General features: G+C 62.5%; 26 protein-coding genes. 12 read left to right on the top strand and 14 right to left on the bottom strand.

The genetic code is table 11. From position 1 onward, the window contains the following. Nucleotides 1–5 precede the first annotated feature (5 nt). The gene (locus tag C443_RS21830) at nucleotides 6–182 is read left to right on the top strand and encodes a hypothetical protein (RefSeq protein ID WP_005537904.1); all 177 of its coding nucleotides are present in this window, start codon (nucleotides 6–8) and stop codon (nucleotides 180–182) included. A gap of 34 nt (nucleotides 183–216) precedes the next feature. Here C443_RS21830 and C443_RS16930 read toward each other — a convergent pair whose 3' ends face one another. Beyond that, nucleotides 217–987 carry a DUF1405 domain-containing protein gene (locus tag C443_RS16930; RefSeq protein ID WP_005537903.1) on the bottom strand — a complete coding sequence of 257 codons (771 nt, stop codon included), beginning with the start codon at nucleotides 985–987 and terminating at the stop codon, nucleotides 217–219. Nucleotides 988–1,153: 166 nt separating this feature from the next. On the opposite strand from C443_RS16930, the gene pdxS reads away from it, so the two are divergent. Then, on the top strand, nucleotides 1,154–2,062 hold the full coding sequence (pdxS, locus tag C443_RS16925) for a pyridoxal 5'-phosphate synthase lyase subunit PdxS (RefSeq protein WP_005537902.1): 909 nt from the start codon (nucleotides 1,154–1,156) through the stop codon (nucleotides 2,060–2,062). 94 nt (nucleotides 2,063–2,156) lie between these two features. Then, nucleotides 2,157–3,380 carry a mechanosensitive ion channel family protein gene (locus C443_RS16920; protein ID WP_049944114.1) on the top strand — a complete coding sequence of 408 codons (1,224 nt, stop codon included), beginning with the start codon at nucleotides 2,157–2,159 and terminating at the stop codon, nucleotides 3,378–3,380. Nucleotide 3,381: 1 nt separating this feature from the next. Here the strand turns inward: C443_RS16920 and C443_RS16915 are convergent, their stop codons facing one another. After that, nucleotides 3,382–3,690, bottom strand: coding sequence for a hypothetical protein (locus C443_RS16915; RefSeq protein WP_005537899.1), 309 nt, complete (start codon nucleotides 3,688–3,690; stop codon nucleotides 3,382–3,384). Between the two features lie 212 nt (nucleotides 3,691–3,902). On the opposite strand from C443_RS16915, the gene C443_RS16910 reads away from it, so the two are divergent. Then, entirely contained in the window at nucleotides 3,903–4,484 is a 582-nt protein-coding gene (locus tag C443_RS16910) for a DUF2150 family protein (protein ID WP_005537897.1), read from the top strand. A 46-nt stretch (nucleotides 4,485–4,530) separates the two neighbouring features. Further along, on the top strand, nucleotides 4,531–6,528 hold the full coding sequence (locus C443_RS16905; RefSeq protein WP_005537896.1) for a PKD domain-containing protein: 1,998 nt from the start codon (nucleotides 4,531–4,533) through the stop codon (nucleotides 6,526–6,528). Nucleotides 6,529–6,561: 33 nt separating this feature from the next. On the opposite strand, the gene C443_RS16900 is transcribed toward C443_RS16905, so the two are convergent. Further along, nucleotides 6,562–7,311, bottom strand: a complete 750-nt coding sequence (locus tag C443_RS16900; RefSeq protein WP_005537894.1) for a CAP domain-containing protein — start codon at nucleotides 7,309–7,311, stop codon at nucleotides 6,562–6,564. Between the two features lie 181 nt (nucleotides 7,312–7,492). On the opposite strand from C443_RS16900, the gene C443_RS16895 reads away from it, so the two are divergent. The 3 genes from C443_RS16895 to C443_RS16885 all read left to right on the top strand — a co-directional run bounded on the left by C443_RS16895 (nucleotide 7,493) and on the right by C443_RS16885 (nucleotide 10,451). Beyond that, nucleotides 7,493–8,179 (top strand): hypothetical protein, encoded by a 687-nt coding sequence (locus C443_RS16895; protein WP_005537892.1) that lies wholly within the window; start codon nucleotides 7,493–7,495, stop codon nucleotides 8,177–8,179. 98 nt (nucleotides 8,180–8,277) lie between these two features. Continuing rightward, nucleotides 8,278–9,615, top strand: a complete 1,338-nt coding sequence (gene hmgB / locus C443_RS16890; RefSeq protein WP_005537891.1) for a hydroxymethylglutaryl-CoA synthase — start codon at nucleotides 8,278–8,280, stop codon at nucleotides 9,613–9,615. A 314-nt stretch (nucleotides 9,616–9,929) separates the two neighbouring features. Further along, nucleotides 9,930–10,451: a GrpB family protein gene (locus tag C443_RS16885; protein ID WP_005537889.1), complete on the top strand. Its 522-nt coding sequence runs from the start codon at nucleotides 9,930–9,932 to the stop codon at nucleotides 10,449–10,451. A gap of 121 nt (nucleotides 10,452–10,572) precedes the next feature. On the opposite strand, the gene C443_RS16880 is transcribed toward C443_RS16885, so the two are convergent. Together C443_RS16880 and C443_RS16875 are read right to left on the bottom strand one after the other, a co-directional pair. After that, nucleotides 10,573–11,280, bottom strand: a complete 708-nt coding sequence (locus C443_RS16880) for a helix-turn-helix domain-containing protein (RefSeq protein WP_005537888.1) — start codon at nucleotides 11,278–11,280, stop codon at nucleotides 10,573–10,575. Between the two features lie 52 nt (nucleotides 11,281–11,332). Beyond that, on the bottom strand, nucleotides 11,333–11,881 hold the full coding sequence (locus C443_RS16875; protein WP_080505491.1) for a type IV pilin: 549 nt from the start codon (nucleotides 11,879–11,881) through the stop codon (nucleotides 11,333–11,335). 98 nt (nucleotides 11,882–11,979) lie between these two features. Between C443_RS16875 and C443_RS16870 the strand changes: the two genes are divergently transcribed. Beyond that, complete coding sequence (locus C443_RS16870; protein WP_005537886.1) at nucleotides 11,980–13,506, top strand: replication factor C large subunit; 1,527 nt, start codon at nucleotides 11,980–11,982, stop codon at nucleotides 13,504–13,506. Here C443_RS16870 and C443_RS16865 read toward each other — a convergent pair whose 3' ends face one another. The 5 genes from C443_RS16865 to C443_RS16845 form a co-directional block, all read right to left on the bottom strand. Next, on the bottom strand, nucleotides 13,507–14,487 hold the full coding sequence (locus tag C443_RS16865; protein ID WP_005537885.1) for an amino acid ABC transporter permease: 981 nt from the start codon (nucleotides 14,485–14,487) through the stop codon (nucleotides 13,507–13,509). 3 nt (nucleotides 14,488–14,490) lie between these two features. Further along, nucleotides 14,491–15,243, bottom strand: a complete 753-nt coding sequence (locus C443_RS16860) for an amino acid ABC transporter ATP-binding protein (protein WP_005537884.1) — start codon at nucleotides 15,241–15,243, stop codon at nucleotides 14,491–14,493. Beyond that, entirely contained in the window at nucleotides 15,240–15,920 is a 681-nt protein-coding gene (locus C443_RS16855) for an amino acid ABC transporter permease (RefSeq protein WP_005537882.1), read from the bottom strand. The genes C443_RS16860 and C443_RS16855 overlap by 4 nt, the downstream gene beginning before the upstream one ends. Nucleotides 15,921–15,923: 3 nt before the next feature. After that, on the bottom strand, nucleotides 15,924–16,724 hold the full coding sequence (locus C443_RS16850; protein WP_005537881.1) for a basic amino acid ABC transporter substrate-binding protein: 801 nt from the start codon (nucleotides 16,722–16,724) through the stop codon (nucleotides 15,924–15,926). A 64-nt stretch (nucleotides 16,725–16,788) separates the two neighbouring features. After that, nucleotides 16,789–17,277: a COX15/CtaA family protein gene (locus C443_RS16845; RefSeq protein ID WP_005537880.1), complete on the bottom strand. Its 489-nt coding sequence runs from the start codon at nucleotides 17,275–17,277 to the stop codon at nucleotides 16,789–16,791. 128 nt (nucleotides 17,278–17,405) lie between these two features. Between C443_RS16845 and C443_RS16840 the strand changes: the two genes are divergently transcribed. Together C443_RS16840 and C443_RS16835 are read left to right on the top strand one after the other, a co-directional pair. Next, complete coding sequence (locus tag C443_RS16840) at nucleotides 17,406–19,361, top strand: methyl-accepting chemotaxis protein (RefSeq protein WP_318249603.1); 1,956 nt, start codon at nucleotides 17,406–17,408, stop codon at nucleotides 19,359–19,361. Between the two features lie 116 nt (nucleotides 19,362–19,477). Continuing rightward, complete coding sequence (locus C443_RS16835) at nucleotides 19,478–21,730, top strand: NADP-dependent malic enzyme (RefSeq protein ID WP_005537878.1); 2,253 nt, start codon at nucleotides 19,478–19,480, stop codon at nucleotides 21,728–21,730. 255 nt (nucleotides 21,731–21,985) lie between these two features. On the opposite strand, the gene C443_RS16830 is transcribed toward C443_RS16835, so the two are convergent. The 4 genes from C443_RS16830 to truD form a co-directional block, all read right to left on the bottom strand. Continuing rightward, entirely contained in the window at nucleotides 21,986–22,246 is a 261-nt protein-coding gene (locus C443_RS16830) for a hypothetical protein (protein WP_005537877.1), read from the bottom strand. 333 nt (nucleotides 22,247–22,579) lie between these two features. Next, nucleotides 22,580–23,242 (bottom strand): hypothetical protein, encoded by a 663-nt coding sequence (locus C443_RS16825; RefSeq protein WP_005537876.1) that lies wholly within the window; start codon nucleotides 23,240–23,242, stop codon nucleotides 22,580–22,582. Nucleotides 23,243–23,633: 391 nt separating this feature from the next. After that, nucleotides 23,634–24,329: a phosphoribosyltransferase gene (locus C443_RS16820; protein ID WP_005537874.1), complete on the bottom strand. Its 696-nt coding sequence runs from the start codon at nucleotides 24,327–24,329 to the stop codon at nucleotides 23,634–23,636. A 70-nt stretch (nucleotides 24,330–24,399) separates the two neighbouring features. Continuing rightward, nucleotides 24,400–25,782 (bottom strand): tRNA pseudouridine(13) synthase TruD, encoded by a 1,383-nt coding sequence (gene truD, locus C443_RS16815; protein ID WP_005537873.1) that lies wholly within the window; start codon nucleotides 25,780–25,782, stop codon nucleotides 24,400–24,402. 146 nt (nucleotides 25,783–25,928) lie between these two features. On the opposite strand from truD, the gene C443_RS22225 reads away from it, so the two are divergent. Further along, a complete protein-coding gene (locus C443_RS22225) occupies nucleotides 25,929–26,057 on the top strand; it encodes a hypothetical protein (RefSeq protein WP_275039445.1) in 129 nt (42 codons plus the stop codon). The last annotated feature ends 10 nt before the right edge of the window (nucleotides 26,058–26,067 follow it).

The following is a 26,067-nucleotide window of genomic DNA, read 5'->3' as shown; positions in this document are numbered from 1 at the left end:
GAACCATGCGAACAGAGGAGCGGATTCGGGACCGCATCGAGGCGCTGCAGGACGAGTACGACAGGCACGACCCGCCGTCGACCGAGCTAGAAGACGAGGCCGAGGTTGCCATCTTGCGTGCTATTGAGGAACTGGAGTGGGTCCTCGACGAGCGCGAGGCAGAGGACGGGTTCACGACCTAAGACGCGACAGAACACTGGCGGAGGACAGCGTCGGTCACGCCTGTCGTTTTACTTTCTCTATGCGCGTCGCAAGTGCGAGAAACGTCGCCATGAGCGTCAACACGACCGCCCAGCCCGCCGCGAGGTCGTGGGCGAGCACCGTGTGGTCGAACCCGCCGGCAGCGACAATTGGCTCGGCCCGGAGCCAGGTGTGGTGTGGCCCGTCGAGAACCGGGACGAAGTAGTCCACGATGTCGTTGAAGCCGTACCAGAACACTGCAACGGCGACGGACATGACAGAGAAACTCGCGTAGCGGTGGATGAGAAATGCCTCGGCGGCCATCGCCAGATGGCTCAGAACCAGGAACCAGTAGAGCCACAGCGGAATCCCGCCGGGACCATTGAGAGCGAGCTGGACGTACGGCGTCCAGAGGCCGAGCTTGATGCAGCCGAAGAAGCCGAGCATGTGGAGCCACTGGGCATTCCAGTCGAGCCGCCAGGCCACCAGCGAGAGCCCGATGAACATCGTCGCGACTGGGGAGTCCGGAATCAGGGGGTAGGCGGCTAGCGGAGCCGCACCGAGTTGGCCCTCCACGAGCGGCGGCGCTGTGTTCAGCGGCCGGCCGGCGTAGTACCAGAAGCCAAACAGCGTCCCGACCAGATTGACGAGCGCGATGGGCCAGGCGAGTCTGAGCCCGACATTCTCCAGCCACGCTGGTAGCGGCGCGACGTACCGCGGGAGTCCCTCGGTATCGGGGAGCCGCCGGCTGAACACCCGCGCGACAGCCGCGTCGATGCGCCCGCCGACACCCTCGTCCGGAGCCATGTCGATGCAGTGGGGAGACGCGATGAAAACGGTAGTGGTCTCAGCCCCGTCTTCTGGATAATATCGCAGTCGCTGGTCCGATATCAGGTCCCCCGCGTGCGGGTCAAACGCCGTTCTGTCCCTCGAAAGGACACGCGTTAAGTAAATCCAGTCCTAAGTCTGGGTAATGACTGAAGAGACCGACCTCGAGGACCTCCGTCGCGGGACTGACCTCGTCAAGCGCGGCTTCGCGAAGATGCAGAAGGGCGGCGTCATTATGGACGTTGTCAACCGTGAGCAAGCCCGAATCGCCGAGGACGCCGGCGCGGTCGCCGTGATGCACTTGGAGTCGGTCCCGGCCGACATCCGCAAGCGGGGCGGTGTCGCCCGAATGGCTGACCCCACCAAACTCGAAGAGATCATCGAGGAAGTTTCGATTCCGGTGATGGGCAAGGCCCGCATCGGCCACACCGCCGAGGCCCAGATTCTGGAAGCCGCTGGCGCGGATATGGTCGACGAATCGGAAGTGCTGACCCAGGCCGACGACCGCTATCACATCGACAAGCGCGAGTTCACCGCGCCGTTCGTCTGCGGGGCGCGGAACCTCGCCGAGGCGCTGCGCCGTATCGACGAGGGCGCAGCGATGATTCGCACGAAGGGCGAGGCGGGTACTGGTGACGTGAACCAGGCCGTCACGCACCAGCGGAACATCCAGCGCTCCATCGGCAAGCTCGAAGGGATGGCCTACGAGGAGCGCGACGAGTGGGCCCGCGAACACGGTGCGCCCCGCCGGCTCGTCCACGAGACGGCGGACCGCGGCCGGCTGCCGGTCGTCAACTTCGCGGCCGGCGGCATCGCGACGCCCGCCGACGCCGCACTGATGATGCAACACGGCTGTGACGGCATCTTCGTCGGTTCGGGTATCTTCGGCGCGGAGAACCCCCAGGCGATGGGCGAATCCGTCGTCGCAGCGGTCAACAACTACGATGACCCCGAACAGCTCAAGGAGATCGCGAAGAACCCCGGCAAGGGGATGAAAGGCCAGGCGAACGCGGATCTAGACGAAGAAGAGCAGTTGCAGGGCCGCGGCGTCTAACGGGGACCGCGACCAGTCGTCTTTTCTTTCGGTAGCAGACACCGTACAGACTGCCGCACAAAGACGAAGACACAAGTTCCTACGGCGGCGATAGGTGGCTGTGCAGGGGACGGCAACGCCCACGCCAGCGGCCAACGATACCGGTGAAGGCCTTCTGGAACTCTTTACCGTGTTACAGCGGTCGCTGGACCAGTTGGTCGCGGCGCAAGGTCGACTCGTCGCGACGCTCATCCTCTTGATCGTCCTGCTTGTCAGTGTCGTCGTCGTTCCAGCAGTCCTCTCCCGGCTTCGGTCTACCACGTCGGACCGAACCGGCGACTGGCTGCAGGTCATGGCCGACTACACGCCGACGACCATCCGGGGCGTGTTTCTCCGGATCGCCCAGTTCTCGATGGTCGTTCTCGTCGTCATCTCGTTTCTCATCGTCTGGGGCGTTCTCGATATCGTCCAGACGGTTGGGCCGTACCTCGACGGGAGCGATCAGTCAGTACTGGCGACGATACAGACGATCGTTCTCGTCATGCTGGCCTTTGTCCTGTCCGACCAGATGCAGCGGTGGATCGGCCGGTTCAGTCAGGCTGTTACCGGCTTCACCGAACACCAGGAGGAGATTCTCCTCCGATTGGGGCAGGTCACCGTCTTCGTCACTATCGGTGCGACGGTCTTCGCCGTCTGGGGTATCGACCTCAGCGGCCTGCTCGTCGGGGCTGGGTTCCTCGGTATCGTCGTCGGTCTGGCTGCCAGACAGACGCTCGGTTCACTCATCGCCGGCTTCGTCCTGATGTTTTCCCGCCCGTTCACTATCGGCGACTGGGTGCTCGTCGGCGACCAGGAAGGGATCGTGACGGATATCACCATCTTCAACACGCGGCTGGAGAACTTCGACGGCGAGTTCGTCATCATCCCGAACGACCGCGTGAGCGACCGCGCGGTGACGAACCGCAGCCGCAAGGGGCTGTTGCGCCTCACGGTCGACATCGGTGTGGACTACGACACCGATGTCGACCGGGCGATGGACCTCGCTCGTGAGGCGATGGCCGACATCGAACACGTCGTCGACTCGCCGACGCCAGACGTTGTCCCGAAGGACTTCGGAGACTCTGCCGTGGTGATGGAACTCCGGTTCTGGATCGATCATCCGACACCGCCGCGGAAGTGGCGCGCCATCTCGGCAGTCGTCCGGGGTGTGAAAGCTACCTTCGACGAGGAAGACATCTCCATCCCGTTCCCACAGCGGACCCTCTCGAACCGCGTGGACGCGGCGGACGAGGAGGCGCTGGAAGGCGGCGTGGAGATGCGTCCGGACGGCGACGGCTGACCTACAGATCGAGACCGTCGAGAAGGAGCCCCAGTCCGAGAACCCAGCATCCCAGTGCGGTCCCGAGCGTGCTGACGTAGAACAGCCAGGACAGCCTATGCTCTGTTGTCAGCGGCCCGCTCAGCGTGGCGGTCGCGGCATCGATCGCGGCCGAGAGCGACCCGGCAGTGAGGGTCAATCCGGCGAATGCGCCGACGGCGACTGGTAGTGCCACGGCGATCAGCACCAGACCGACACGTTCGGCCAGCGCGGCGATTGCAGCCGGGTCGAGGGGTCGGTCACAGGTCGAGACCGGCTGTCGCTGTGCCATGCTACTTCATAGCATGTTTGTTGACATAAAAGTACGTTCTTCGACGGAGGCCATGATATTGATTCGGGGTGCGCAAGCGATCAGGGAAACCTACGGAAGAGCTGTTTCAGGCGCTAACATCGTGGATCGCTGGTCGGTCTTTACTGTAGAGACGCCGCGGCGGAGCGGCCGCCGGTCGAAACTACTATCCCCAACGGGACGAACGGACTGGTATGAGCACTCCGCCGGGGGAGTATTACACCGAAGAACGCTGGCAGAACTGGCTAGACCGTATCGAGGAAGAAGACGTCGACCCTGAAGACGAGGATTCGGCGCGGCTCCTGTTGAACCTCCAGGACGACGCCGCGATCGCGGTCGCGAAGATTCTCACCGATTACGAGGACGGGCCGCTCGACGAGGAAGCGACGCTCGACGAGCTTGCCGGCGTCCGGGAGATCGTCCTCGACGACATCGACATCGACGACGAGGAGACCGTGATGCTGATCGACGGGGTCCAAACCTCGCTACTGTGCGTGTTCTACGCGGCCGAGGAGTTCGTCGCAGAAGGGGCCGCGGACGACGCGACCATCACGGACTACATCGAAGCCGCCGCGGACGCGGAAGCCGAAGAAGACCTCGACGCGGCGCTGGGCTACTGTGTGCAGGCCGGCACGCAGATCATCGGCGGGTCGGAGCTCCCGATGGAGGTCGCCGAAGACCTCGAATACGGACTCGTCTCCGAGTGGGTCAACGGACTCGACAGTCTCCAGACCGCGATGAGCGACCCGGAAGTCGTCGAAGAAGACGAGAGTTGATAATTCGGCAGTCAGGTTTTTACCGCCGTCTCCGCAACTCATCGCCATGACTTTCACGGGCGATGAGCGCGCGCAGTCAGTACAGGTCGGGGCTGTACTGCTGTTCGGCGTGCTTATCATCGCCTTCTCCTCGTATCAGGCGTTTGCTGTCCCGGAGCAAAACCGGGAGGTGGAGTTTAACCACAATCAGCAGGTCCAGACGCAACTGCAGGACCTGCGAAACGCCATCATCTCAGTCCCGGGACAGCCGAGCCGGCAGGCCGTCTCGGTCCAGTTGGGGACGCGATACCCGAGTCGGCTGGTAGCGACGAATCCCGGGCCGCCGTCAGGATTGCTGTACACGGACGGCACGACGAACGAATCGCAGAACCTCACGGTTCGCAACGCCGAGGCAATTACGCCTGAGACGGCGGATTACTGGGACGGGGCCACGCCACGGCACTACAACACGGGAGCTATCGCGTACAAGCCGGAGTACAACGTCTACGGCGAGGCCCCCGAAACTGTCTACGAGCACTCGGTCGTCTACAACCAGTTCCGCGAGGGCAACATCACGCTCTCGGAACAGGCAATGGTCGATGGACGCGACATCACGCTCGTCGCACTCAACGGGTCACTGAGCCGCTCGGCAAGCGACTCAGTCACGGTCGACGTAGAGCCGAAATCCCAGTCCTCCCGGACGGTCCGCGTAACAAATACCACGGGGACATCGAACGTGTCGGTCTCGTTTCTCTCACGGCTTCCGGCATCAGAGTGGAACGAAACGCTCGACGAGGAACTCGACACGAATCCGGGCAATATGAGCAACGAACGGTACGTAGCGAACGTCACCCAGTCCGAGGGACCGGGATCGCTCTACAACATCACTATCGTCTTCGAGCGAGGGGCGACGTACCGCCTGAAGATGGCGAAGGCGGGTGTCGGGACGAAGGTAACTGCGGAGAACGACGCGTATCTTACGACTGTCGATGATAACGAGATCAGCGTCCAGCAGGGCGGCGACGGAGAAATCGTACTGGAGGTTCGGGACGCGTACAACAACCCTGTAAGCGGTGTCACAGTCAACGGCTCAGTCGAAGGGAGTAACACGGGGTCGCTTACCCCGGACACAGAATCGTCTGACAGCGACGGTCGCGTCAAATTCGTCTACAACGCAAGCCAGTCAACGGCAACTGGAACATACACCGTCCAGTTCAGCCTCGATGAAATCGACGGTTCGTTCGTCGGTGAGACTCCGGAAAACGTTTCGATTCCGGTGACGGTGACGGAGGCGAACCAAGGCTCTGGTGGTGGGTCCGGCAACAGTGGCCTCATCTACAACGAGGACGCCGTTGCCCTCGACAGTGACGGAGGTCCTGATGGGGGTGTGCAGTTTAGCGTCACAAATGAGGTAGGTGATACGATCACTATAACAACGGTTGCTATCGACGCTGTGGACGAAAATATCGACTTTCTTAGTGACAGTTACCGCAATTACCGCGACCCAGCGCCCCAAGAAAACGAGTTGTACATCGAAGCGGACACCGACGGCTACACTGATTTCAATGGTGGGACAGACATTCCACGTGTCATCGATGTCGACAATCAAGAGCGAGATCTAGCCGGGCCGAATCCAGTCATGTCCGACGGCTCGATTGCGACGTTTCATTTATTCGAGTTCGAACGGTTCGGTGTCCAGACAGGGATGACCGGCGAAAGCCTCACCATAACCGTCACCTACGAGCTATCGAGTGGCGGTACCGATTCGAAGATGTTCACGGTCACCCCCGGTGGCGCGAACACGAGCGCGCAACCGAACGCGGACTTCACGATAACCTCCAACGGGGGAGAATCGAACGGGAAATGGGATTTCGATGCCAGCCAGTCCAGTGACCCGCAGGGAGACATCGCGGCCTACGAGTGGGACCTCGACGGCGACGGTATCTTCGACGATGCGAACGGCCAGACATTAGAGAAGAGACGGGTGTCGTCTGGCACGAAAGTAGCGCTCCGTGTCGTCGACGCAGAAGGGAACGCCGACACGGTTCGCAAAGAAGTGCCATAACGTCCGTTTTGTCATTCCGTCCCGTCACCGACCTCAGCAGAGATTCACGGTAATGTAGACGACACCGTCGGCAGTCGCCGCGCCGACGCCGATGTGGTTCGCGTTCGCCATGTACAACGTGTCACGGGGACCGGAGAGGTCGAACCAGTGGTCGGCGACGGTGTCGGCGATACGGGTCGCGTTCGCGCCGTTCGGGTCGACACTCGTGACCAGTTCGAGGTCGGTCACCGGGCGGAAGTACGCGTTCCCTTCGTGGCGGAGGCGACACTGCTCAGACAGTCCGGCGGCTGCGTACCGGTCTGTCGTGTCTGACCCGTTCGCAATCGGGGAGGCCGACCCCTGTGCAGCCATTCGCTCACTGTGGTTTCCGGCCATCGCCGACAACTTTTGCCCGGTTTTAGTCTCATCTGAGAGAGAACCATCGAAGGCGTCGTTGGCAACCGGGTTGCCACGCCGGTCGTTGATTGCTGCCACGAGCCTGCTTTCAAGCCGGTCCGTATCAATATCTGTCCCCGAACCAGCTGGCGTGGTCTGTGCCGCATCCGGCGTCGCGGTAGGTTCTGCGGACTGCGTCACTCCGGCCACAGTCTCTTGGCTACTCGGCGTCGCCGGTGACACACGTTCTGCACTGGGCGTCGCTGCTGGTGATGGTTCCGTGGAATCCGCCGGTGCTGACTCGGTTGCGTCTGCACCAAGCGTCCCTTCGACCGCTACTCCTGCGAGTCCCAAGACACTGAGTGCCGCCAGAACTACCAAACCGAGTGTGATGACCGATCTGTTCATATGAAACGTTCCTGTCCCGTTCCGAGAACTGATATCTGAGTCACAGTTGTCTCGGAACCGTCTCGAACGGGGTAGATTCGGCTCTCTCCCCACAAATATGTTTGGACAGTGTTGGCGCTCCGATTACCAGCGGCGAAAACCCGCCCGTAAACATCTTTACTGTGGATGAGTGTCCTGAAGTATGGGTGACCTGTCGCGGCGCGGCTTCGGGGCCTCGGTGCTCGCCGCGCTCTCCGCCGGCTGTCTCGGGAATCGACCTGCACAGGAGTCCGAGACGACGCCAGTCCCGGAACCGGCAGCGTCACAGCGGACTGCTACAACTGATCGCGTCGGTACTACCTCGACCCCAGCAACAGATCGCGCTGCGGCTCCGGCGAACACGTCAACAGCGCAGCGCACCGAGGCGTCGCGGACGAACAACTCTACGGAGACGTCGGCACGGATTCAGGTCGAGACTGAGACACCGACGCCGACACCCGAGCCGAACCACCGGTCGGTCGATACGACATTCCGACTGGAGGAAGACGAATACGAGGACTTCACAGTTGACGCGACTGGTCAGACGACGCTCACCTACGACCTCATCGTTCGGCGTGGCCCGGCCGTGGACGTCATTCTGTTCACCGAAGACGAGTACCGGGCATTTCAGAGCCGCCACCGGGCTCGGTACGCTGGCGAGGTGTCGCGGTTCCACGAGACGAACGTCCCCGACAACCGAATTACCCTCTCGCCGGGAACGTATCGGCTCGTCGTCAACAACACCGACTGGTCACGTGCCGTTCCGTCACCGGACGAGCCGTACGACGTTCTCGAAGGCGAATGCATGGTCGATTTCTCTTTTAATACGGAACCGGCGACCAGCGAGTAACTGTCTCACAGCGGGTTCGTGGCCCATCTGCGCAATACTAGTCAACCGTCGAAACGCCAGTCGACAAGCCCATATACATCCACGCTGACGCTAGACTCATGACTGCAGTCGGTATCGATGCCATGGAGATCTGGACCGGGAAGCTCAAACTCGACCTCGCGGAGACGTTCGCGCCGGCTCAAGGCGATGATCCGGGGAAGTACACGAAGGGGCTCGGCCTGCGCGCGTCGTCGTTCCCGGACGTGTACGAGGACATCGTCACGATGGGGGCGAACGCGGCCCATCGTCTGATGGAGCGCAAGGGGCTGACGCCCGAGGACATCGGCCGTATCGACGTGGCGACTGAGAGTGCTTTCGACAACTCGAAGCCCGTTTCGACGTACATCGCGGGCTGTCTCGAACAGGTGTACGACGAGAACTTCCACCACGCCAACAAGGGCGAGCGGAAGTTCGCCTGTATCTCCGGGACACAGAGCCTCGACGACGCATACAACTGGATCCGCGCCGGACGGAACCGCGGTCGGGCCGCGCTCGTCATCGCAACTGACACCGCACTGTACGCCCGCGACGATCCCGGCGAGGCCACGCAGGGAGCCGGTGCGGTGGCGATGCTCGTCGACGAAGACCCGAATCTGGTCGAACTCTCGACCGAGCAGGGGTACGGTAGCGCCGACGAAACTGACTTCCTCAAGCCCAATCAGCAGTTCCCGTCCGTCGACGGCAAGCGCTCGGTGAACGTCTACCTCGCCCGTATGCGCGAGGCGCTGGAGGACTTCGCCGAGGTGGCCGGCGACATCCACCCGGGCGACTACGAGATGATTCCGTTCCACACGCCGTTCCCGGGGATGGTCCGGAAGGCCGCGGCGCTGGGCTACCGACACATTATCCGCGGCACCGACGTGGGCGACCTGATGGCCGAAGAAATCGGCCGCCAGCCTATGCGTTCGGACTTCGAGACCGACGACGAGTTCCACGCGGCCATCAAGGAGTACACGGACGCACTCACCGAAACCGAGCGCTATCAGGACTGGTACGCCAACAGCATCGAGCCAACGCTCGAAATCTCCCGGGAGGTCGGGAACTGGTACACCGGTTCCGTCCACATCGCCCGCGCCGCAGGCCTGAAACACGCCCGCGAGAACGGACTGGATCTGGACGAGGCCCGATTGTTAGTTGCCTCCTACGGGTCCGGCGCACAGGCAGAAGTCCACGCCGAAACCGTTGTCCCCGGCTGGGAAGAAGAGATCGGCGCACTCGATATCGACGAACAGATCCGGAACCGCTACGACCTCTCCTTCGCCGAGTACGAACAGGTCCACGACGTCCACAATCACGAAACTGAAACCGATGTCGAGGAGTTCACCGCACCAGAAAAGGAGTTCGCCTTCGACGGCTGGGGCCGGATGGGTGAGCGGAAATATCGGTACGTGGAATAGCGAAAGCCCGAGCAAAGCGAGGGGTCTCGGACACGAAGAGAGGCATAGCCGCGAGAATAGCGAAATTCGAGGCGGGCAACGCGAGCGAGAACCTCGTATCGAAGCGCCGACCGCAGGGAGCCGTGGAGAATACCGAGGCCGTGACCGAGGGGGAATCCTCGAAAAGAAGCGACGATAGGCATGGGGAGTAGCGAGGGACATATTATCGGCTGCTGTGAATATACTAGCACTATTTGCGTCGGCAGTGAGCAGTATGCAGCAACTATTTATCAGCTCTCCACCAGATGCGTACTTGAACCGTAACCGAGGAGCCAATGATCGGGTTGGAACGAGGGACAGTCGAACTCGTACAGTATCAAGAGGGGTGGAAAGCCTCCTATGGGGAAGAAGTTGAGCGCTTAAAAACCGTTGCTGGTGAGCGACTGCTTGATTTCGAACACATCGGTAGTACCGCAATTGAAGGCTTGCCAGCGAAACCGATAATCGATATCCTTGCAGTTGTCGAGAGTCTGGAAGAAGCGGGAGCGTTGGTTCCAGTTCTTGAACAGAGCGGGTACGAGCACCGTCCCGATGAAGACGTATGCGATCGGCTATTCTTCGCCAAAGGTCCACGTACGAAACGGACGCACTACCTTTCACTCGTGGAATGTGATAGTGATTTCTATCACGAAAAAATCGCCTTCAGAGAGTACCTCAGAGAACATCCAGAGGTCGCTGAACAATATGCGTCGCTAAAGAGGGCGCTAGCGGAGAAATACCCGAAAAGACGAGAGAAATACACTGCTGAAAAAAGTGATTTCATTCGAGATGTACTTGACAGTGCAATGAATGAGTAGCAGTCTGACGGAGCAGTTATGTCACGCTGTCCGGTGCACAAAGAGATCGCAGTCACGGCAGCAGTCGTTTTCCAGAAAGTGCGTTGGCGGGCGCAAAACAGTACGGCCAGAAACGGCGAGTTCAGGGAAGCTCTCGCAGGCCGCCCAGCAAGTCCTCCAGATCGGTGTCGGTGACCGCCAGCGAGAAGTCGTCGATGCGAGCGAGGTCCTGTGCGTGCTCCCAGACGGCCTCGTCGTCGAGCCCGTGGAGGATGACGGCGTTTGGCGTCGGCGAGACGACCCGAAGCGCGACGAGTGGGGACTCACCGCGGGTCACGTTCGTGAACACGAGCGCGCGGTTCGTCGACTGACCGTATAGCTGGTAGAACTCGTCCGAGGAGAGGCGTGTGATGGCGGCGATGGAGTTGATGACGGTGTGGCCTGCGACGGTGTCCTGACTGCCTCGGAACAGTTCTTCGGCGTCGATAGCGTCGTAGACGCGCTCGACGCCGACGTTGGCGGAATACTCGCGGAGGTCGTGGACCACGTCGCTGTCGAACCCAGCCGAAAGCACGCGGGCGTGCTGGCGGATGTGGTCGCCGCCGCGGTTTTCGTCGATGTCGAGCAGGGCGACGACGAGTCGCCTGACCACGCCAATACCGGGGTTGTCGCGCCGCCCGCTCTCGTAGTCCGAGACCACCGACGGGGAGACGTCAAGTTCGTCGGCGAGTTCGGTCTGTGCAACGCCGAAGTCAGTGCGCCACTTCCGCAGGGTCGCCCCTGGGTCGTCGCTCAGTGCCACCTCACCCGCCATTTTTTCCGCGAGGTCATCGCGTGCGCCCCCTGCCATTAGTTCACACGCTGGAGGGTCGCGAATAAAAGGGTATCGGAACCACAGGCGCTTACCGGCGGGCGGTCAGCTCGACGGCAGCAAGGACACCGTTCGACGGAGTGTGAACGACGCGTATTTCGATGGTATCGCCCGGTTCGACGGTCCCGCCGCCGGCGTTCAACTGGAAGGTGATGGCCCGACCCGCCGACCACTGTTGGCCCCCGTTGGCGATGACACCACCGACACAGTAGTCGTAGACGACGTTGGCCGGATCGTCAGTATTGCTCGCTGACAGCGCTGTCCCGGACACTGGCAGGTCGACGATGCGGGCGTCGGTGTCCGGTAGTGCAACAGCGACTTCCAGTTCGTCCGCTGGGACCGAGTCGCCGCCGTCGTGTCGAACCGCTACTGTGTTTCCGCCGCATCCCCCCGATGGGCCAGTCACGAAGTTTCCGGTCGAGCGGGCGACGGTGGGCGTCCGTTGGTTCAGGTCGCTGCTTGCAGTGAGCACAACGCCGCCGACTGTCCCGGCCAGAAGGACAGTAATTGAGAGCATGAGGACCACGCCGATGACGGGACTGACGCCGCGAGGGTCACAATGGAGATCTCGTCCGGCCACTGGTGAGACACGCTGTCCGTTGCTTCCGATAAAAACCTCAGCAGTAGACCGGTACTGCTCCGCAATCACTAAACGCCGGTCGCGCCAACCACAATCAAATGGATTGGACGGAGAAGTACCGCCCGACGACGCTGTCGGAGGTGCGGGGCAACGACAAGGCCCGCGACGCACTCAAAGAGTGGGCGGACACGTGGGACGACCACCGCGAGGCGGTCATCCTCTATGGGTCCCCGGGTATCGGGAAGACCTCGGCCGCCCACGCGCTGGCAAACGACATGGGGTGGCCGACCATCGAACTCAACGCCAGCGACTCCCGGACCAAGGACGTAATCAATCGGGTGGCCGGCGAAGCCGCCAAGTCCGGGACACTGACCGCTGGCGGTGGCGGCCGCCGACTCGTCATCATGGACGAGGCGGACAACATCCACGGCAACGCCGACCGCGGGGGTGCACGGGCGATAACGGCCCTCGTGAAGGAGGCCAGCCAGCCGATGATCCTCATCGCCAACGAGTACTACGAGATGTCAAACGGCCTGCGGAACAACTGCCAGGACATCGAGTTCCGGGATGTCTCGCCCCGCTCTATCGTCCCCGTCCTGCGTGACCTCTGTCGCCAGGAAGGCGTCGAGTACGAGTCCGACGCGCTACAGGAACTCGCCGAGCAAAACAGCGGCGACCTGCGGGGCGCGGTCAAGGACCTCCAGGCTATCGCCGAGACGACGGAGCGCCTGACCGCCGACGACGTGGTGACCGGCGAGCGCGATACGACCGAGGGCATCTTCGAGTACCTCGACGTGGTGCTCAAGGAGGCCGGCGCGCAGGAAGCGCTAGAGGCCAGTTACGACGTGGACGAGACGCCAGACGACCTCATCAACTGGATCGAGGACAACATGCCAAAGGACTACGAGGGCACCGAATTGGTCCGCGCATACGAGTTCCTCTCGAACGCCGACCAGTGGCTCGGCCGCGTCCGCGAGACACAGAACTACTCCTTCTGGCGGTACGCTGGCGACAACATGACCGCCGGCGTCGCCGCGGCGCGGGACGGAACGAAGGGCGGCTGGACCCGCTACGGCCCGCCGAGCTACTGGTCGAAACTCGGCCGGTCGAAGGGAACCCGAAACACGCGGGACTACGTCGCCCAGCAGATCGCCGCTATCGACGGCGTCTCGATGCGGACCGCTCGCCGGGAAATCATGCCGTTCCTCTCGACGATGACTCACCACTGCCGGAACCGCGAGCTAACGGTGGCAATGGCGGCGACCTACGACATGGAGGCCGAACACGTTTCCTTCGTCACCGGGTCGGGCAAAGACACGAACAAGGTGCAGGACATCGTCGCTGACGCCGAGGCACTCAAGGAGGAAGCCGCCGTCGAGCACTCCGGCGGGGTTTTCGAGGGTGCGAGTGCGGAAGGCGGTGACGGAGAAAGCGATACAGGTGGCGATGCTTCGGATACCGATGCCGGCGAGGAGAGCGGTGACCAGCAGGTGACCCTTGCGGCGGACGATGGCGCTGAATCCGACGCCACCAGTGACGGCACCGCTACCGATGACGAGACGGAAACAGCGAGCGACGCAGCCGAAGACGACGACCAGCAGTCCGGCCTTTCTGACTTTATGTAGTCATCGACTGGTCGTGCCGAGACCGGGAATCGCGACCCGGTCCTCGACGTATTCCATCACCAGTGACGCCGAGATAACAAGCGCCAGATACAGCAGGCCGGCGAGGACGAACAGCTCCGTGTACCGGTAGGTTTCGCTGGCGATGGCGTCGGTCCGCTCGAACAGTTCGCGGACGGTGATGAAACTCGCCAGCGACGAGTACTTGATGAGGTACACCAGTTCGTTCGACCAGCCCGGAATGGCGTAGCGAAGGCCCTGGGGCAGGACGACGTGGCGTATCCCATCGACCTTCGAGAGGCCGATGGCACGTGCGGCGGTGAGTTGCCCCTCCGGGACGGAGTTCAGCGCCGAGCGGATGTACTCCGACTGGTAGGCGGCGCTGTTGAGCATGAACGCGATGACGGCCACCCAGAACGCCTGCGCGGGGATGAATCCGGTCCCGACCGCGGGCAGTTCACGGATGATCGTCGTCAGCGGCGTCGCGAAGTAGAGGACGAACAGTTGGGCGAGCAGCGGCGTCCCGCGGAACAGTTCGGTGTACCCCAGCGCGAGCAAACGAGTGGCACTCCCGCCGTACACCCGAGCGACGCTGAGCGGGACGGCGATGAGGAACCCCAGCGCGATGCCAAGTACCGTCAGCAGTATCGTGGCCCACACGCCGGTCGCCAGTTGCGGCAAGTAGGGGATCGACGCTGCCAGAAACTCGAAGAAGCCGGCGAGCCAGCCGACGGGGAACCCGACCGGACCGAGACTCGCGGCGAGAGCGCCGAGCGTCGCCGCGGCTGCCTCGAACGGCCCGACCGGGAAGAACGACGTGTTGCGCTCGATGAGCGCGCCGTCCAGCAGGAAGTCGTTCGTCCACCGGACGACGAGCCACGTCCAGAAGACCCCGACGGTAAGTAGCGTCAGTGGCTGGTCTGTCAGCCCGGCGGCGCGGGCACGGAGCGTTCGCCCGGAAGTCGTGGACTCCGGCGTCCCCATCGGTCACTCCTCCTCGTGGGCTGTCTCTAGACGGCTGAGGAATTCACCGGTCCGGGCCGCCTGAGGGTTCTCGAACAGTTGTTCCGGTGGGCCGTGTTCGACAATTTGCCCATCGTCAAGGAAGATGATGTCCGACGCTGCAGACCGCGCGAACCCCATCTCGTGACTGACGACAAGCATCGTGATGCCTTCGGCGGCGAGGTCGCGCATCACCTCGACGACTTCGCCGACGAGCTCGGGGTCCAGCGCGCTGGTCGGCTCGTCGAACAGGAGGAGCTTCGGGTCCATCGCCAGCGCGCGGGCGATGCCGACACGCTGTTTCTGTCCGCCGGAAAGTTCGGCGGGATAGGAGTCCGCCTGATCCAGCAGCCCGACCTGCTCCAGATGTTCGTAGCCCTGCTCTTGGGCTGTCGCTTTGTCCATGTCGCGGACTTTCCGCAAGCCGAGTGTGACGTTCCCGAGCGCCGTGAGGTGGGCAAAGAGGTTGAAATCCTGAAACACCATCCCGACCTGCTTTCGCAGTTCGTTCACGTCAGTGTCGGCGTCAGTGATGCAATCACCGTCGAGGTAGATGTCGCCGCCGTTGATCTCGGTGAGGCGGTTCACACAACGGAGCATCGTCGATTTGCCGCTTCCGCTTGGGCCGATAACGACGTCGACATCGCCGGCGTCCATCTCGAAGCTGACACCGGAGAGCACCTGTTCCTCGCCGTAAGACTTGTACACATCGTCAAGCTCCAGCAACGGGTCGCTCACGCCCGCTCACCTCCGGGGATGCTGAAGTGGTCGTCGACGTAATCGAGCGAGCGGTTCGTCACGAACGTGAGAACGAAGTAAATGAGGCTCACAGTCAGGAAAATCTCAAGTGCAGCGGTACTCTGACCGCCCTGATAGAGGTTCTGGCCGACGGTCAGCAGTTCGCCGAGGCCGATGACGATGGCGATACTCGTGTCTTTGAGGACGATCGTGAACTCGTTCTGGAAGCCGGGCACGCTCCGGCGCAACGCCTGCGGGACGACGACGCTACGGATGGCCTGGAGCCGACCCATGCCGATGGCGCGCGCGGCTTCCAGTTGCCCCTCGTCGACGCTCTGGAGCGCGCCGCGGAAGATCTGCGATTGGTATGCAGCACTCCGGAGGCCGAGCGCGATGGTCGCCGTCACGAAGGCGCTGCTTGACACCGAGAGGCCAAAGAACAGCAGGATAATGATGACGAGCAGCGGCGTTCCGCGGAGCACGACGCCGGCCGACTCGACGGCGCGTTTGAGCGGGCCACGGCTGTACACCTCGACGGCTCCCGCCGGGAAACCGAGCAGAAAGCCGAGCAGAATGCTCGCGGCTGTCAGGCCGATCGTGATACCCGTGCCTGCGAGTAGCAGGTCGAGGTTCCCGGCAACGAACGCCCAGTCACTCTGCAACGGGAAGGGTGGCATCGGTTACTGCTGGCCGAACCACTTGTTCGTCAGGTCCTGGTAGGTGCTGCCATCCCTGACGGTGGACAGGCCGTCGTTGAGCGCCTGCGTGAACTCGTCGTCGCCATCGCGGACGCCAAAGCCGAAGTTCTCGCCCGTTTCGTAGGTGAAGGCAATGGCGACCGGGCGCTGGGCGGCGAAGGTCTGGGCGACCGGTTCGTCAATGACCACGGCGTCGATGTTGCCGTTCTGGAGGTCTTCGACTGCCAGCACGTAGTTGCCGTAGGAGTTGTAGTTCGACTCGTCGAGGTTCCCCGGTTCGATGAGCTCCGACTGGATCGTACTCTCACCGGTTGTCCCCTTCTGTGCGCCGATAGCACGTCCGGAGAGATCCGACAGTGACGCCGGTGAGAAGTCACCGTCTTCACGGACGACAATCGCCTGATTCGAACTGTAGTACGGATCGGTGAAGTCGATGGTCTCGTCGCGCTCGTCGTTGATCGTCATCCCCGCGGCGACCACGTCGATGTTCTCGTTGGTCAGCGCCGGAATCAGGGACTTGAACTCGAACTCCTCCCAGCCGGCCAGGGTGTAGTCGGTCTCGTCGACGACCGCTTCGAGCAGATCGATGTCGAACCCGACGAGTTCGCCGTCCTGCTTCATCTCGAACGGGGGGAACCCCGGTGCAGTTCCAGCAGTGATTTCGGTACTGCCGTCGCCGCCGTCACCGCCACCGCCGCCGAAACAGCCGGCAAGCGAGACGGTTACTGCGGTTCCACCGACCGTGGAGAGATACTGGCGTCGCGAAAGGCCGTTGTCTGACATAATCCTCACCACACGACAGACCCGAATATATCTTACGTGTTACCCACGGAGGTGGGACTCGTATTCAATCGTCAGCGCGTGCTGTGTGCTGGGTATCGGCCGATTGTACCGACCGCGACTCCGCCGTATCGGTGTAGGCCCACGCCGTCGCCGCGACCATCGCGCCGAAGATGAGCTGTGCGGCCCCGTGGTGGAGCACCTGCGCCGTGGCACCGAAGTTGAAGATGGTGTTCGCGCCGAGGAGGACTTGCACTGGGAGTACGACCGTTGCGACGGCAGTCGCGAGCTTGATCCGTCGGCTGTACTCGCCACGCCACGCGGCAATTGTCGATCCGAGAATGCCGAAGCCGGTAACCATTGCGACTAGACGGTGGAACCACTCGACGAAGCTTGCCCAGTTTGCGGGGAACAGCCCCATCCAGCCGTCACAGAACGGCCAGCGTGCCTCACAGGTCAGCCCGGCACCGATAGCACCGGTGTACACGCCGAGCAGGATGAGTGCGAACGTCAGCACCGTCGTCGTCGCCACCAGTCGGCGGAAACGGGTGGTCATATCTAGCACTTCGGTTGCACGTACTTATGCTCTCTTTTCCCGCTCTGCCGACAAGTACAATTATCTTTGCTGATACTCCCGGAGTCATCTTTATCTACAGGTGTGTTGGAATGGAACATAGCTACCTTATGCTCGAACAGATCCGCACCTATCTCTACGGCCAGCGGTCCCGTTCTCCGGACGCTGCGGCCAGACGGGCGGATGGCGGACTCGTCACGAGCGACGGGCAAACTCGCTTTCTGGCCGACGCCATTGACCCGGACTCGCCACGCCTCAACGACTGCTTCGACGACCCCGAGAAGGCCGCTACCGGGACACAGCACGTCGAGCGACAGTTCGAACTCGAGCCTGACGAACTCCGAGCGCTGATCGGCGACTACGAAAGCGCCGGAATCAGCCAGCGCGAGTTCATCGCAACCCAAGGCTTCGTCACCGAATCGCTCGTCGAAGGTGCGTTCGAGCAGCTTCGGGATGAACTCGGCCCGGATGCCCAGGCCGCCATCGACACTGTCGAGGCGGAGCTTCACGAAGGACTGGAAACGACACGGTCCGTCTCCCAGGCCGGCATCGATTCGTTCACCGGCTCTACAGCTAAAAGCGGCTCTAACGAAGGGTTCGACTACCACGACGTACTGCAGCATATCGGGACGCCGCTCTTTGTTCTGGATACGAACGGCGATATCCTCAGCTGGAACAGTTCGATAGAAAACCTTACCGGCGTCTCCGAGGCCGAAGCACAGGAGATGGAGATGGCGAGTATGGCGTTCTATCCGGACGGCCGACGCGGAAAGACACTCGCCGACAAAGTCCTCGATGTCCCGGAGACCACCCACACAGAGTACGACGTGCCGAAGGTCGAAGACGAGGATTTCACGCTGTACCGCGACACGAGCGTAATGGCCGACCAGCACGGGAACGAACGCCACATCTCGTTCAGCGCTGCCCCGATTTACGACGGCGACGGCGAACTCATCGCGGTCGTCGAGATGGTCCAGGACCGAACTGACGAGGCTAACCGCCACGAGGCCGTGACGAGCCTGGTCGACGAAGTCAAATCGACCATGGCCGCACTCAAAAATGGCCGCCTCGACGCCCGGGCGTCGTTCGACCGGACTGACGGCGGCGAGTACGTCGACGACCAGCTGTACGAGGTCGTCGGTTCGCTCAACGACATGGCCGAACAGGTCGAGCAGTTGGCGGACCAAGTGGACGCACAGGCACAGCAACTTGCGACCACTATCGAGCAGGCGAATTCGTCCGCAGCGGCCGTCGAGACCCGGGTCGCCGAACAGACCGACTCCCTCACCCAGGCGGCCGACAACATTCAGGACATCGGGGCTGGGATGGAGGAGGTCGCCGCAACGTCTAGCGAAGTAGCGTCAGCAGCACAGCGCGCGAAGGCGGCTGCGGAAGACGGATCAAATGCCGGTGAAGCAGTCATGGACGTTACCGATGGCCTCACCGAGACGAGCGAAGACCTCGTGGACACCGTCACAGACCTCGACGACCAGATGGACGAAGTGAGCGAGATCGTCGAGATAATCGCCGACGTGGCGGAGCAGACGAATATGCTCGCGCTGAACGCCAACATCGAGGCGGCCAGGGCCGGCGAAAGCGGGAGCGGGTTCGCTGTCGTGGCCGACGAGGTGAAGACGCTCGCAAACGAGACGAGCGAGTACGCCTCCGAGATCTCGACGAGCATCACGACGATTCAGGATCAGGCGACCGAAACGGCCGACATGGTCGAAACCTCCCACGAGCAGGTCGAGCGTGCGGAGTCCGAGATCACAGACGCGCTGGATGCGCTGGACGAGATTTCCGACGCCGTCGAGGAGGCGACGAGAGGTATCCAAGAGGTCGCCGACGCCAACGACGACCAGGCGAGCGCTATCGAGAACGTGACTTCGATGGTCGAAGACGCACAGAACCACGCTCAAGAGGCCGAGGCGGCGACGAAAGAGATCGTCGAGGCGACCGACCAGCAGGAAGANCCATCAGAGATGTGTATAAGAGACAGAGCAAGAACTGAGCTTCGAAGGTGGTCCAGCACGACGATGTCCCGGCGATGGGTATTTTCCAATTGATGGGATATGAGCGGGACAAAACCGCTGCAACAAGCCGACATTCGACAAACGTCGTTATACCGCTCGTCCATTGACGGTAAACTTGTCTTTTTTACAGTTGGGTTCGACATCCGGGTATGGGACTTGACGAGGACGCACTGGAGTACCACCGGAGCAAGCCGCCGGGGAAGATAGAGATTGCGACGACAAAGCCGACGAACACACAGCGGGATCTCTCGCTAGCCTACTCACCCGGCGTGGCCGCGCCGTGTGAGGAGATCGACAAAGATCCCGAGAAAGCCTTCGAGTACACCGCGAAAGGGAACCTCGTTGGCGTCGTCTCCGACGGGTCCGCCGTGCTCGGCCTCGGCGACATCGGTCCGGAAGCCGGGAAGCCGGTCATGGAGGGAAAGGGCGTGCTGTTCAAGCGGTTTGCCGACATCGACGTGTTCGACGTGGAGCTGGACACGGACAACGCCGACGCCATGATACAGACGGTAGAGGCGATGGAGCCGACCTTCGGCGGCATCAATCTCGAAGATATCGCCGCCCCAGAGTGTTTCGAGGTCGAGCGCCGGCTCAGCGAGAAACTCGACATCCCGGTGTTCCACGACGACCAACACGGGACCGCGATCATCTCCGGCGCGGCGCTCGTCAACGCGGCCGACATCGCCGACAAGGAACTGGAGGACCTGGAGGTCGTCTTCTCCGGGGCGGGGGCCTCGGCTATCGCCTCGGCGAAGTTCTACGTCTCGCTGGGCGTCTCGAAGGATAACATCACGATGTGTGACTCCTCGGGCATCATCACCGAGGAACGAGCGACTCACGAGGAACTCAACCGGTTCAAACAGGAGTTCGCACGCGACATCCCGGAGGGTGACCTCGCCGACGCGATGGAGGGGGCGGACGTGTTCGTCGGTCTCTCTGTCGGTGGCATCGTTGATCAGGAGATGGTGCAGTCGATGGCCAGCGACCCCATCATCTTCGCGATGGCGAACCCGGATCCGGAGATCGACTACGAGTCGGCCAAGGCCGCCCGCGACGACACGGTCATTATGGCGACCGGCCGTTCAGACTATCCGAATCAGGTCAACAACGTCCTCGGGTTCCCGTTCATCTTCCGTGGGGCGCTCGACGTGCGGGCGACCGAAATCAACGAGGAGATGAAGGTGGCAGCGGCCCGCGCACTGGCTGATCTCGCCAAGCAGGACGTGCCCGACGAGGTCGTCAAGGCCTACGGCGACCAACCGCTACAGTTCGGCCCTGACTACATCATTCCGAAACCACTGGACCCGCGGGTCCTGTTCGAGGTGACTCCCGCGGTCGCCGAGGCCGCCATCGAGAGCGGCGCAGCACGGACGGAAATCGATACGGAAGCCTACGTCGAGGAGCTCGAAGCGCGGCTGGGCAAGTCCCGCGAGATGATGCGCGTCGTGCTCAATAAGGCCAAGAGCGACCCCCAACGGGTCGTGCTCGCCGAGGGCCACGACGAGAAGATGATCCGCGCGGCCTACCAGCTCGTCGAACAGGGTATCGCCGAGCCGATACTCATCGGCGACGCCGACCGCATCGAGTCCACGCGCCGGAAGTTCGGCCTGGAGTTCGACCCTGTCGTCGTCGACCCCGAGACGGCCGACGTGGCCGACTACGCCGACCGACTGTACGAACTCCGCCAGCGGAAAGGCATCACGCGTCGCGAGGCTGACGAACTCATTCGGGACGGCAACTACCTCGGCAGTGTGATGGTCGAGATGGGCGACGCCGACGCGATGCTGACCGGCCTGACCCACCACTATCCCTCCGCCCTGCGCCCACCGCTGCAGGTCATCGGCACGGCCGACGACGCCGACTACGCGGCCGGGGTGTACATGCTGACGTTCAAGAACCGCGTCATCTTCTGTGCGGACACCACAGTTAATCAGGACCCCGATACGGACGTGCTGGAGGAGGTAACCCGACACACCGGGGAACTGGCGCGTCGGTTCAACGTCGAGCCGCGGGCGGCGATGCTGTCGTACTCGAACTTCGGCAGCGTCGACAACCCCGGGACCAAGAAGATCCGTCGGGCGGTTTCGCGCCTGCAGGACGACGACCGCGTCGACTTCCCGGTCGACGGCGAGATGCAGGCCGACACCGCTGTCGTCGAGGACATCCTGCAAGACACCTACGAGTTCTCCGAACTCGACGACCCCGCGAACGTCCTCGTGTTCCCCAACCTCGAAGCCGGGAACATCGGCTACAAACTCCTCCAGCGGCTGGGCGGCGCTGAGGCCATCGGCCCGATGCTCGTCGGCATGGACAAACCGGTCCACGTCCTCCAGCGTGGCGACGAGGTCAAGGACATCGTGAACCTTGCCGGCGTCGCTGTCGTCGACGCACAGCAGGAGTAGCGACGCGAGCAGAGCGAGCGCTTTTTCGCCCACGTTTTTCGAGGAGTAGTGTGCGAGCGACGCGAGCAGACCCGACGCTGAAAAAGGTGGTCGCGACATCGTGAACCTCGCTGGCGTCGCCGTCGTCGACGCACAACAGGAGTAATCGATACGGCCGGCTTTTGCCAGCGGTTACTGAGGAAGGTACTGAGTTCGGTTCGTTCTGAAGCCAATTCAGAAAAGATCAGCGTTCAGGCCCGTCGCCGGAACGCGATGTCACGTATCGTCTCGCCGTCGACCGCGAGTCGGGGGATGGAGGAAGAGTGCATCGAGGACCGCCACAGCACCGACGAGTGCGCCGCCGGCGATTGCCACCTGCAGCGAGAGGTCCAGAACGACCGCGGCGGCGAGCGTGAGGACGAACACCGCGGGGATGACGGCGAGGACGAGGTCGTGCCGCGTCGGCGACTGACGCGGCAACAGTTGCTCGACGTACTGTCCGCTGAAACCGTCCGGTCCGTTAGTTCTGGTACTCAACGTAACGCACCTCCCACCGCATACTATCCCATTTCTAATACATAAAATTTGGTCTGTGTGACGTTCCCCGAACGTACGTAGTAACTGGTGCAACTATTTCGATAACTTATGAAGATTATTACCTGTGAAAGGGGACTGGCGGAAAGCCTCGGAGCCCCCTGCTACAAGTATTTCTATCCGTAGTCGATCTTCCTTTCAGAACTGCAGTCGTATGTGATATTTCAAGCACGACAGCCGTGTGCTGAGCGAGGTGGTACTACGGCGACGCGCGACTGTCGACAGCGATGTGAAAGAAGACGATGTCGCCGGTCGGCAGTTACCGGGCGGGTCCCGTCAGTCCGATGCGCCGCCACGCTCCGCACGTGACGGCGGCGGGACGCGTTCGTTTACGGTCGGCGCGTCAGGGAGGACACACCGGTCCGGCTCGCCGTTGACGTGTGCGTACTGGTCGGGGGCGTTCGCCAGTGGATGGGCAGGGTTGCGGTCGCCGGAGATCCGCGCGGCACGGACCTCACCGAACCCGTTGATCCGCGCCTGGATCCCGCGCCAGTGCAGCCCCGTCGCCGGCGGGACCGACACGGAGTGTGGCGGGTCGTAGGCGGAGCCGTGGGAGGCTAGCACCTCTGCGTTCACGTTCTCAGCGAGCTGGTCGTGGTCGATGAGTAAGCCGACGCGGGCGTTGGGCGGGGCCCGTCTCGCAAGCACGTCGAGTCCCAGATGGAGCGCCCGATACTCCGCGACGTTGTTGTCGGGACAGGTGTCCGGGACAGATAGCCTGACAACGCGCTCACCGTCGAGAGTTTCGACGACGACACCCAGCCCGCCCGTCGGGCTGTCCGACTCGCTGTCGGGCGATGTCGTGCCGTTGTGGGGTCTGAACGACCCGTCTGTGGCGATGTAGAAGTCTCGATGGTGACTCCGCGGTGGATGCGCGATGTGCGGCGTCGGTGATTCATCGAACAGGTCTCGAAGTGACGGCCGGCCGTAAGCGGCCATACTTTTCGTTGGGTGAGCAAGGTATAAATATATTCCCTCGACAGGGGTGTCACCTCGGTACAGCGGTTTGGCGGACCACCGGACGGCTCATTTACCGTCTCAGACTTGTGTCCGCACGGAATATGTTAGCGGGTGAGAAAGAGTTATATCGACGTAGTACAATGTTACCAATACACATGACTCCAACAAAAATCCGGGAACGACTCGAAGAGTCAGAGGACCGGGTCGACACGGAGCTGTTCGTCAGCGCGTTAGAGTACGTCCGAGACGACGGTCGCAGCCGTCGCTAATCGGCTTTTTATTGACTAGCGGAGGACGCGCGACTAGCGATAGTGGACGGCGAGACTAGCGGATCTGAGCGATCTCTGTCGAGCTACCGCGGCTGACCTGCTCAGTCGTCGGTGAGTTGCCAGCCGTCGCCGACCGATTCGACGACGCCCCGCCGCTCCATCTCGGTCGTGACCTCACTCAGTCGGTTCGGCTGTGCGATCTCTAGATTCGTGCGGCTAACGCCGTGGTACTCCCGCAGCAGACGGCGGATATCGTCCTCGGTGTGGGTCTGCTGGCCGCTCTTGTCCATCACACCCGCGACGAGTTCGACCATGTCCTCGACGAAGTTCCAAGGGTAGACGACCCAGGTCCACTCGTCGAGGGACTCGCCCACGAACTCCGGTTCGTGGTCGCTGGTCTGGAGTAACTGGAGCGTCGCCGTTCGGACGCTGCTGGGGTTTCGGTCACGCACGCATTCGGCGGCCGTTTCGATAGACTGGCCGGTGTCAGCGATGTCGTCGACAACCAGCACGTCCTTTCCCTCGACCGCGCCGTCGGCCAGCGGGTATTTCACCTGCGCCTCCTCGCCTTTCGCGGCGGTCCCGACGTAGTGTTCGACTTTCAGACTCGCCAGGTCGTCCAGCCCGAGGAAGTCACAGAGACAGCGCCCGCCGAACCAGCCGCCCCGTGCCAGCGCGACGACCACGTCGGGTTCGAACTCGGCGGCTTTCACGTCGTCGGCCACGTCCCGACAGAGGCCGTAGATATACTCCCAGTCGGTAATGGTACACGAAAACTCGTCCGGTAGCTCGCCCATACGAGATGGCGTGTGTGGCCGGACTTAACCGTTGCATATTCCGCATCAGTTGCCGAGTACGGTTGAACCGCTACGCGCCCGGGTCGCCTTTCCGGAACTCCCGGAGGAGGACCGTTGCGTAGCTTCCCTTTGGCAGCGAGAACGAGAACGTCAGGTCGGCGCCGTCACGTTCCACTCCCAAGTCCGTCCGGAGCAAGATAGCCCGCCGCGTCCCGTCGCTGTCGAACGCCCCGGGAAGGTCAAAGTCGCTCTGTTCAAGGCCCACGTCGTCAAGGACTTCACGGGCGATATCGCCCGGTTCGCCACTGCCTAGCTCGGTTTCGGTCCCGACCAGTGGCGCGGTGACAAACGCCCTCCCGCGCTCGCAGTGGCGCTCGACGGTCGACAGCCGCTTCGCCGTGACCTGCTGGGTGCGGCCGGCGTCCGGAATCGGGAAGTCCTCGGGCGCGTCGCTGTCCCGGAAACAGACTACGTCGCCTTCCACGGGCCGGTCGAAGGGCAACCCCCGTTCCAGCCGCTTGGAAAGGATGCGGTTGAAGACGTACGACTGGGCGGCGTTGACGAACAGCGACTGGAGGTTCGACGGAAGCGCCTCCAGTGCCTCGCGGAAATCTTCCGGCTCGTCGGCTCCGTTCTCGACCAGCCGGTGGCAGATAGAGCGCTCGTAACCCAGCGCGCCGGGGAGCTTGTCCAGCGCACCGGCCCAGTCGTGGGTTTCGTCGACGTATCCCCGCGCCTCCTGCGTCGACTCTGGTTCGCGCTCGTTCGGGTTTCCGACGTAGGCGAGAACTGCGTCTTTCCACTCGCCACGGGCAATGGCCAGCCCGACTTCGTGGGTGACCGGCCGCCGCGACCCGAACCGCTGCTGGCCGAAGTAGTTGGGCACGCCGACCGTCGTGTCGCCGTCAGGCAGCGTGGCGTCGCTGGACCGGCCTTCGCTCGTCACTGAGTCGTCCCCGTTGGCGAACGCCCGGAGGTCCGCCACCACGCTGGCGGCGTTATCGGTATTCTCGGTGTCGCGGACGACTATCTCGAAGGCGTTGCCCGCCAGGTCGCCGAAGAGAATCGGGCGGCCGGCGCGGCCGATGACCTCAACGTCCGTGCCGCCGATCTCCGGCAGATCCCCGGCTGCGACCCCTTTCACTGAGAATAGCTGTGTCGTGACCGCGCGCTTGTCCTTCGTTCCCGCCCACGACACCCGCTCACGGGAGATGCCCAGGCGGTCGGAGAGCTTGCTGGCGAAGTCGTTGGTTTCCCAGTTCCGTAGCTCCGCCCGGAAGACGAGATGCGGGTACGCGCCGGTGTCGGCGTCGACCGGTTCGGTGTCGAACGCCTCCAGTTCCCGGACGCGGAAGTCCGCGGGCGACGAGCGGAGGCGGCCGCCCACCCCGTCGGCGTCGCTGACGTAATACTCCATACCGACCGCCTGCTCGATTGGGTGGGCCGCTTGCATTGGTCGACTGTTCGCGGCTCGGCGCTTATGATTGGCGTTTGCGAACTCGGCGTGGGTCCGTCTCTCAGTCGATACCTAGTGTTATCACGGGACACACTCTATCTAGCCACAGGTCGTGGCTATGCGGGCGACCGGAGAGCACCACGATGCCAAAGCTAGCATGTAAGAGCTGCGGACGAGAGATTACGTTCGACAGGGACGGCCAGGAGTCCCGCGCACCGATGCGGTACTGTCCACGCTGTGGCGAGGAGTTCCCGCCACGCGACGAGTGGTAGGCACAGCACC

The organism is Haloarcula argentinensis DSM 12282 (assembly GCA_000336895.1).
Classification (GTDB): domain Archaea; phylum Halobacteriota; class Halobacteria; order Halobacteriales; family Haloarculaceae; genus Haloarcula; species Haloarcula argentinensis.
The sequence above is the reverse complement of the archived record's forward strand: the minus strand, read 5'-3'. Positions and strand labels throughout refer to the sequence as shown.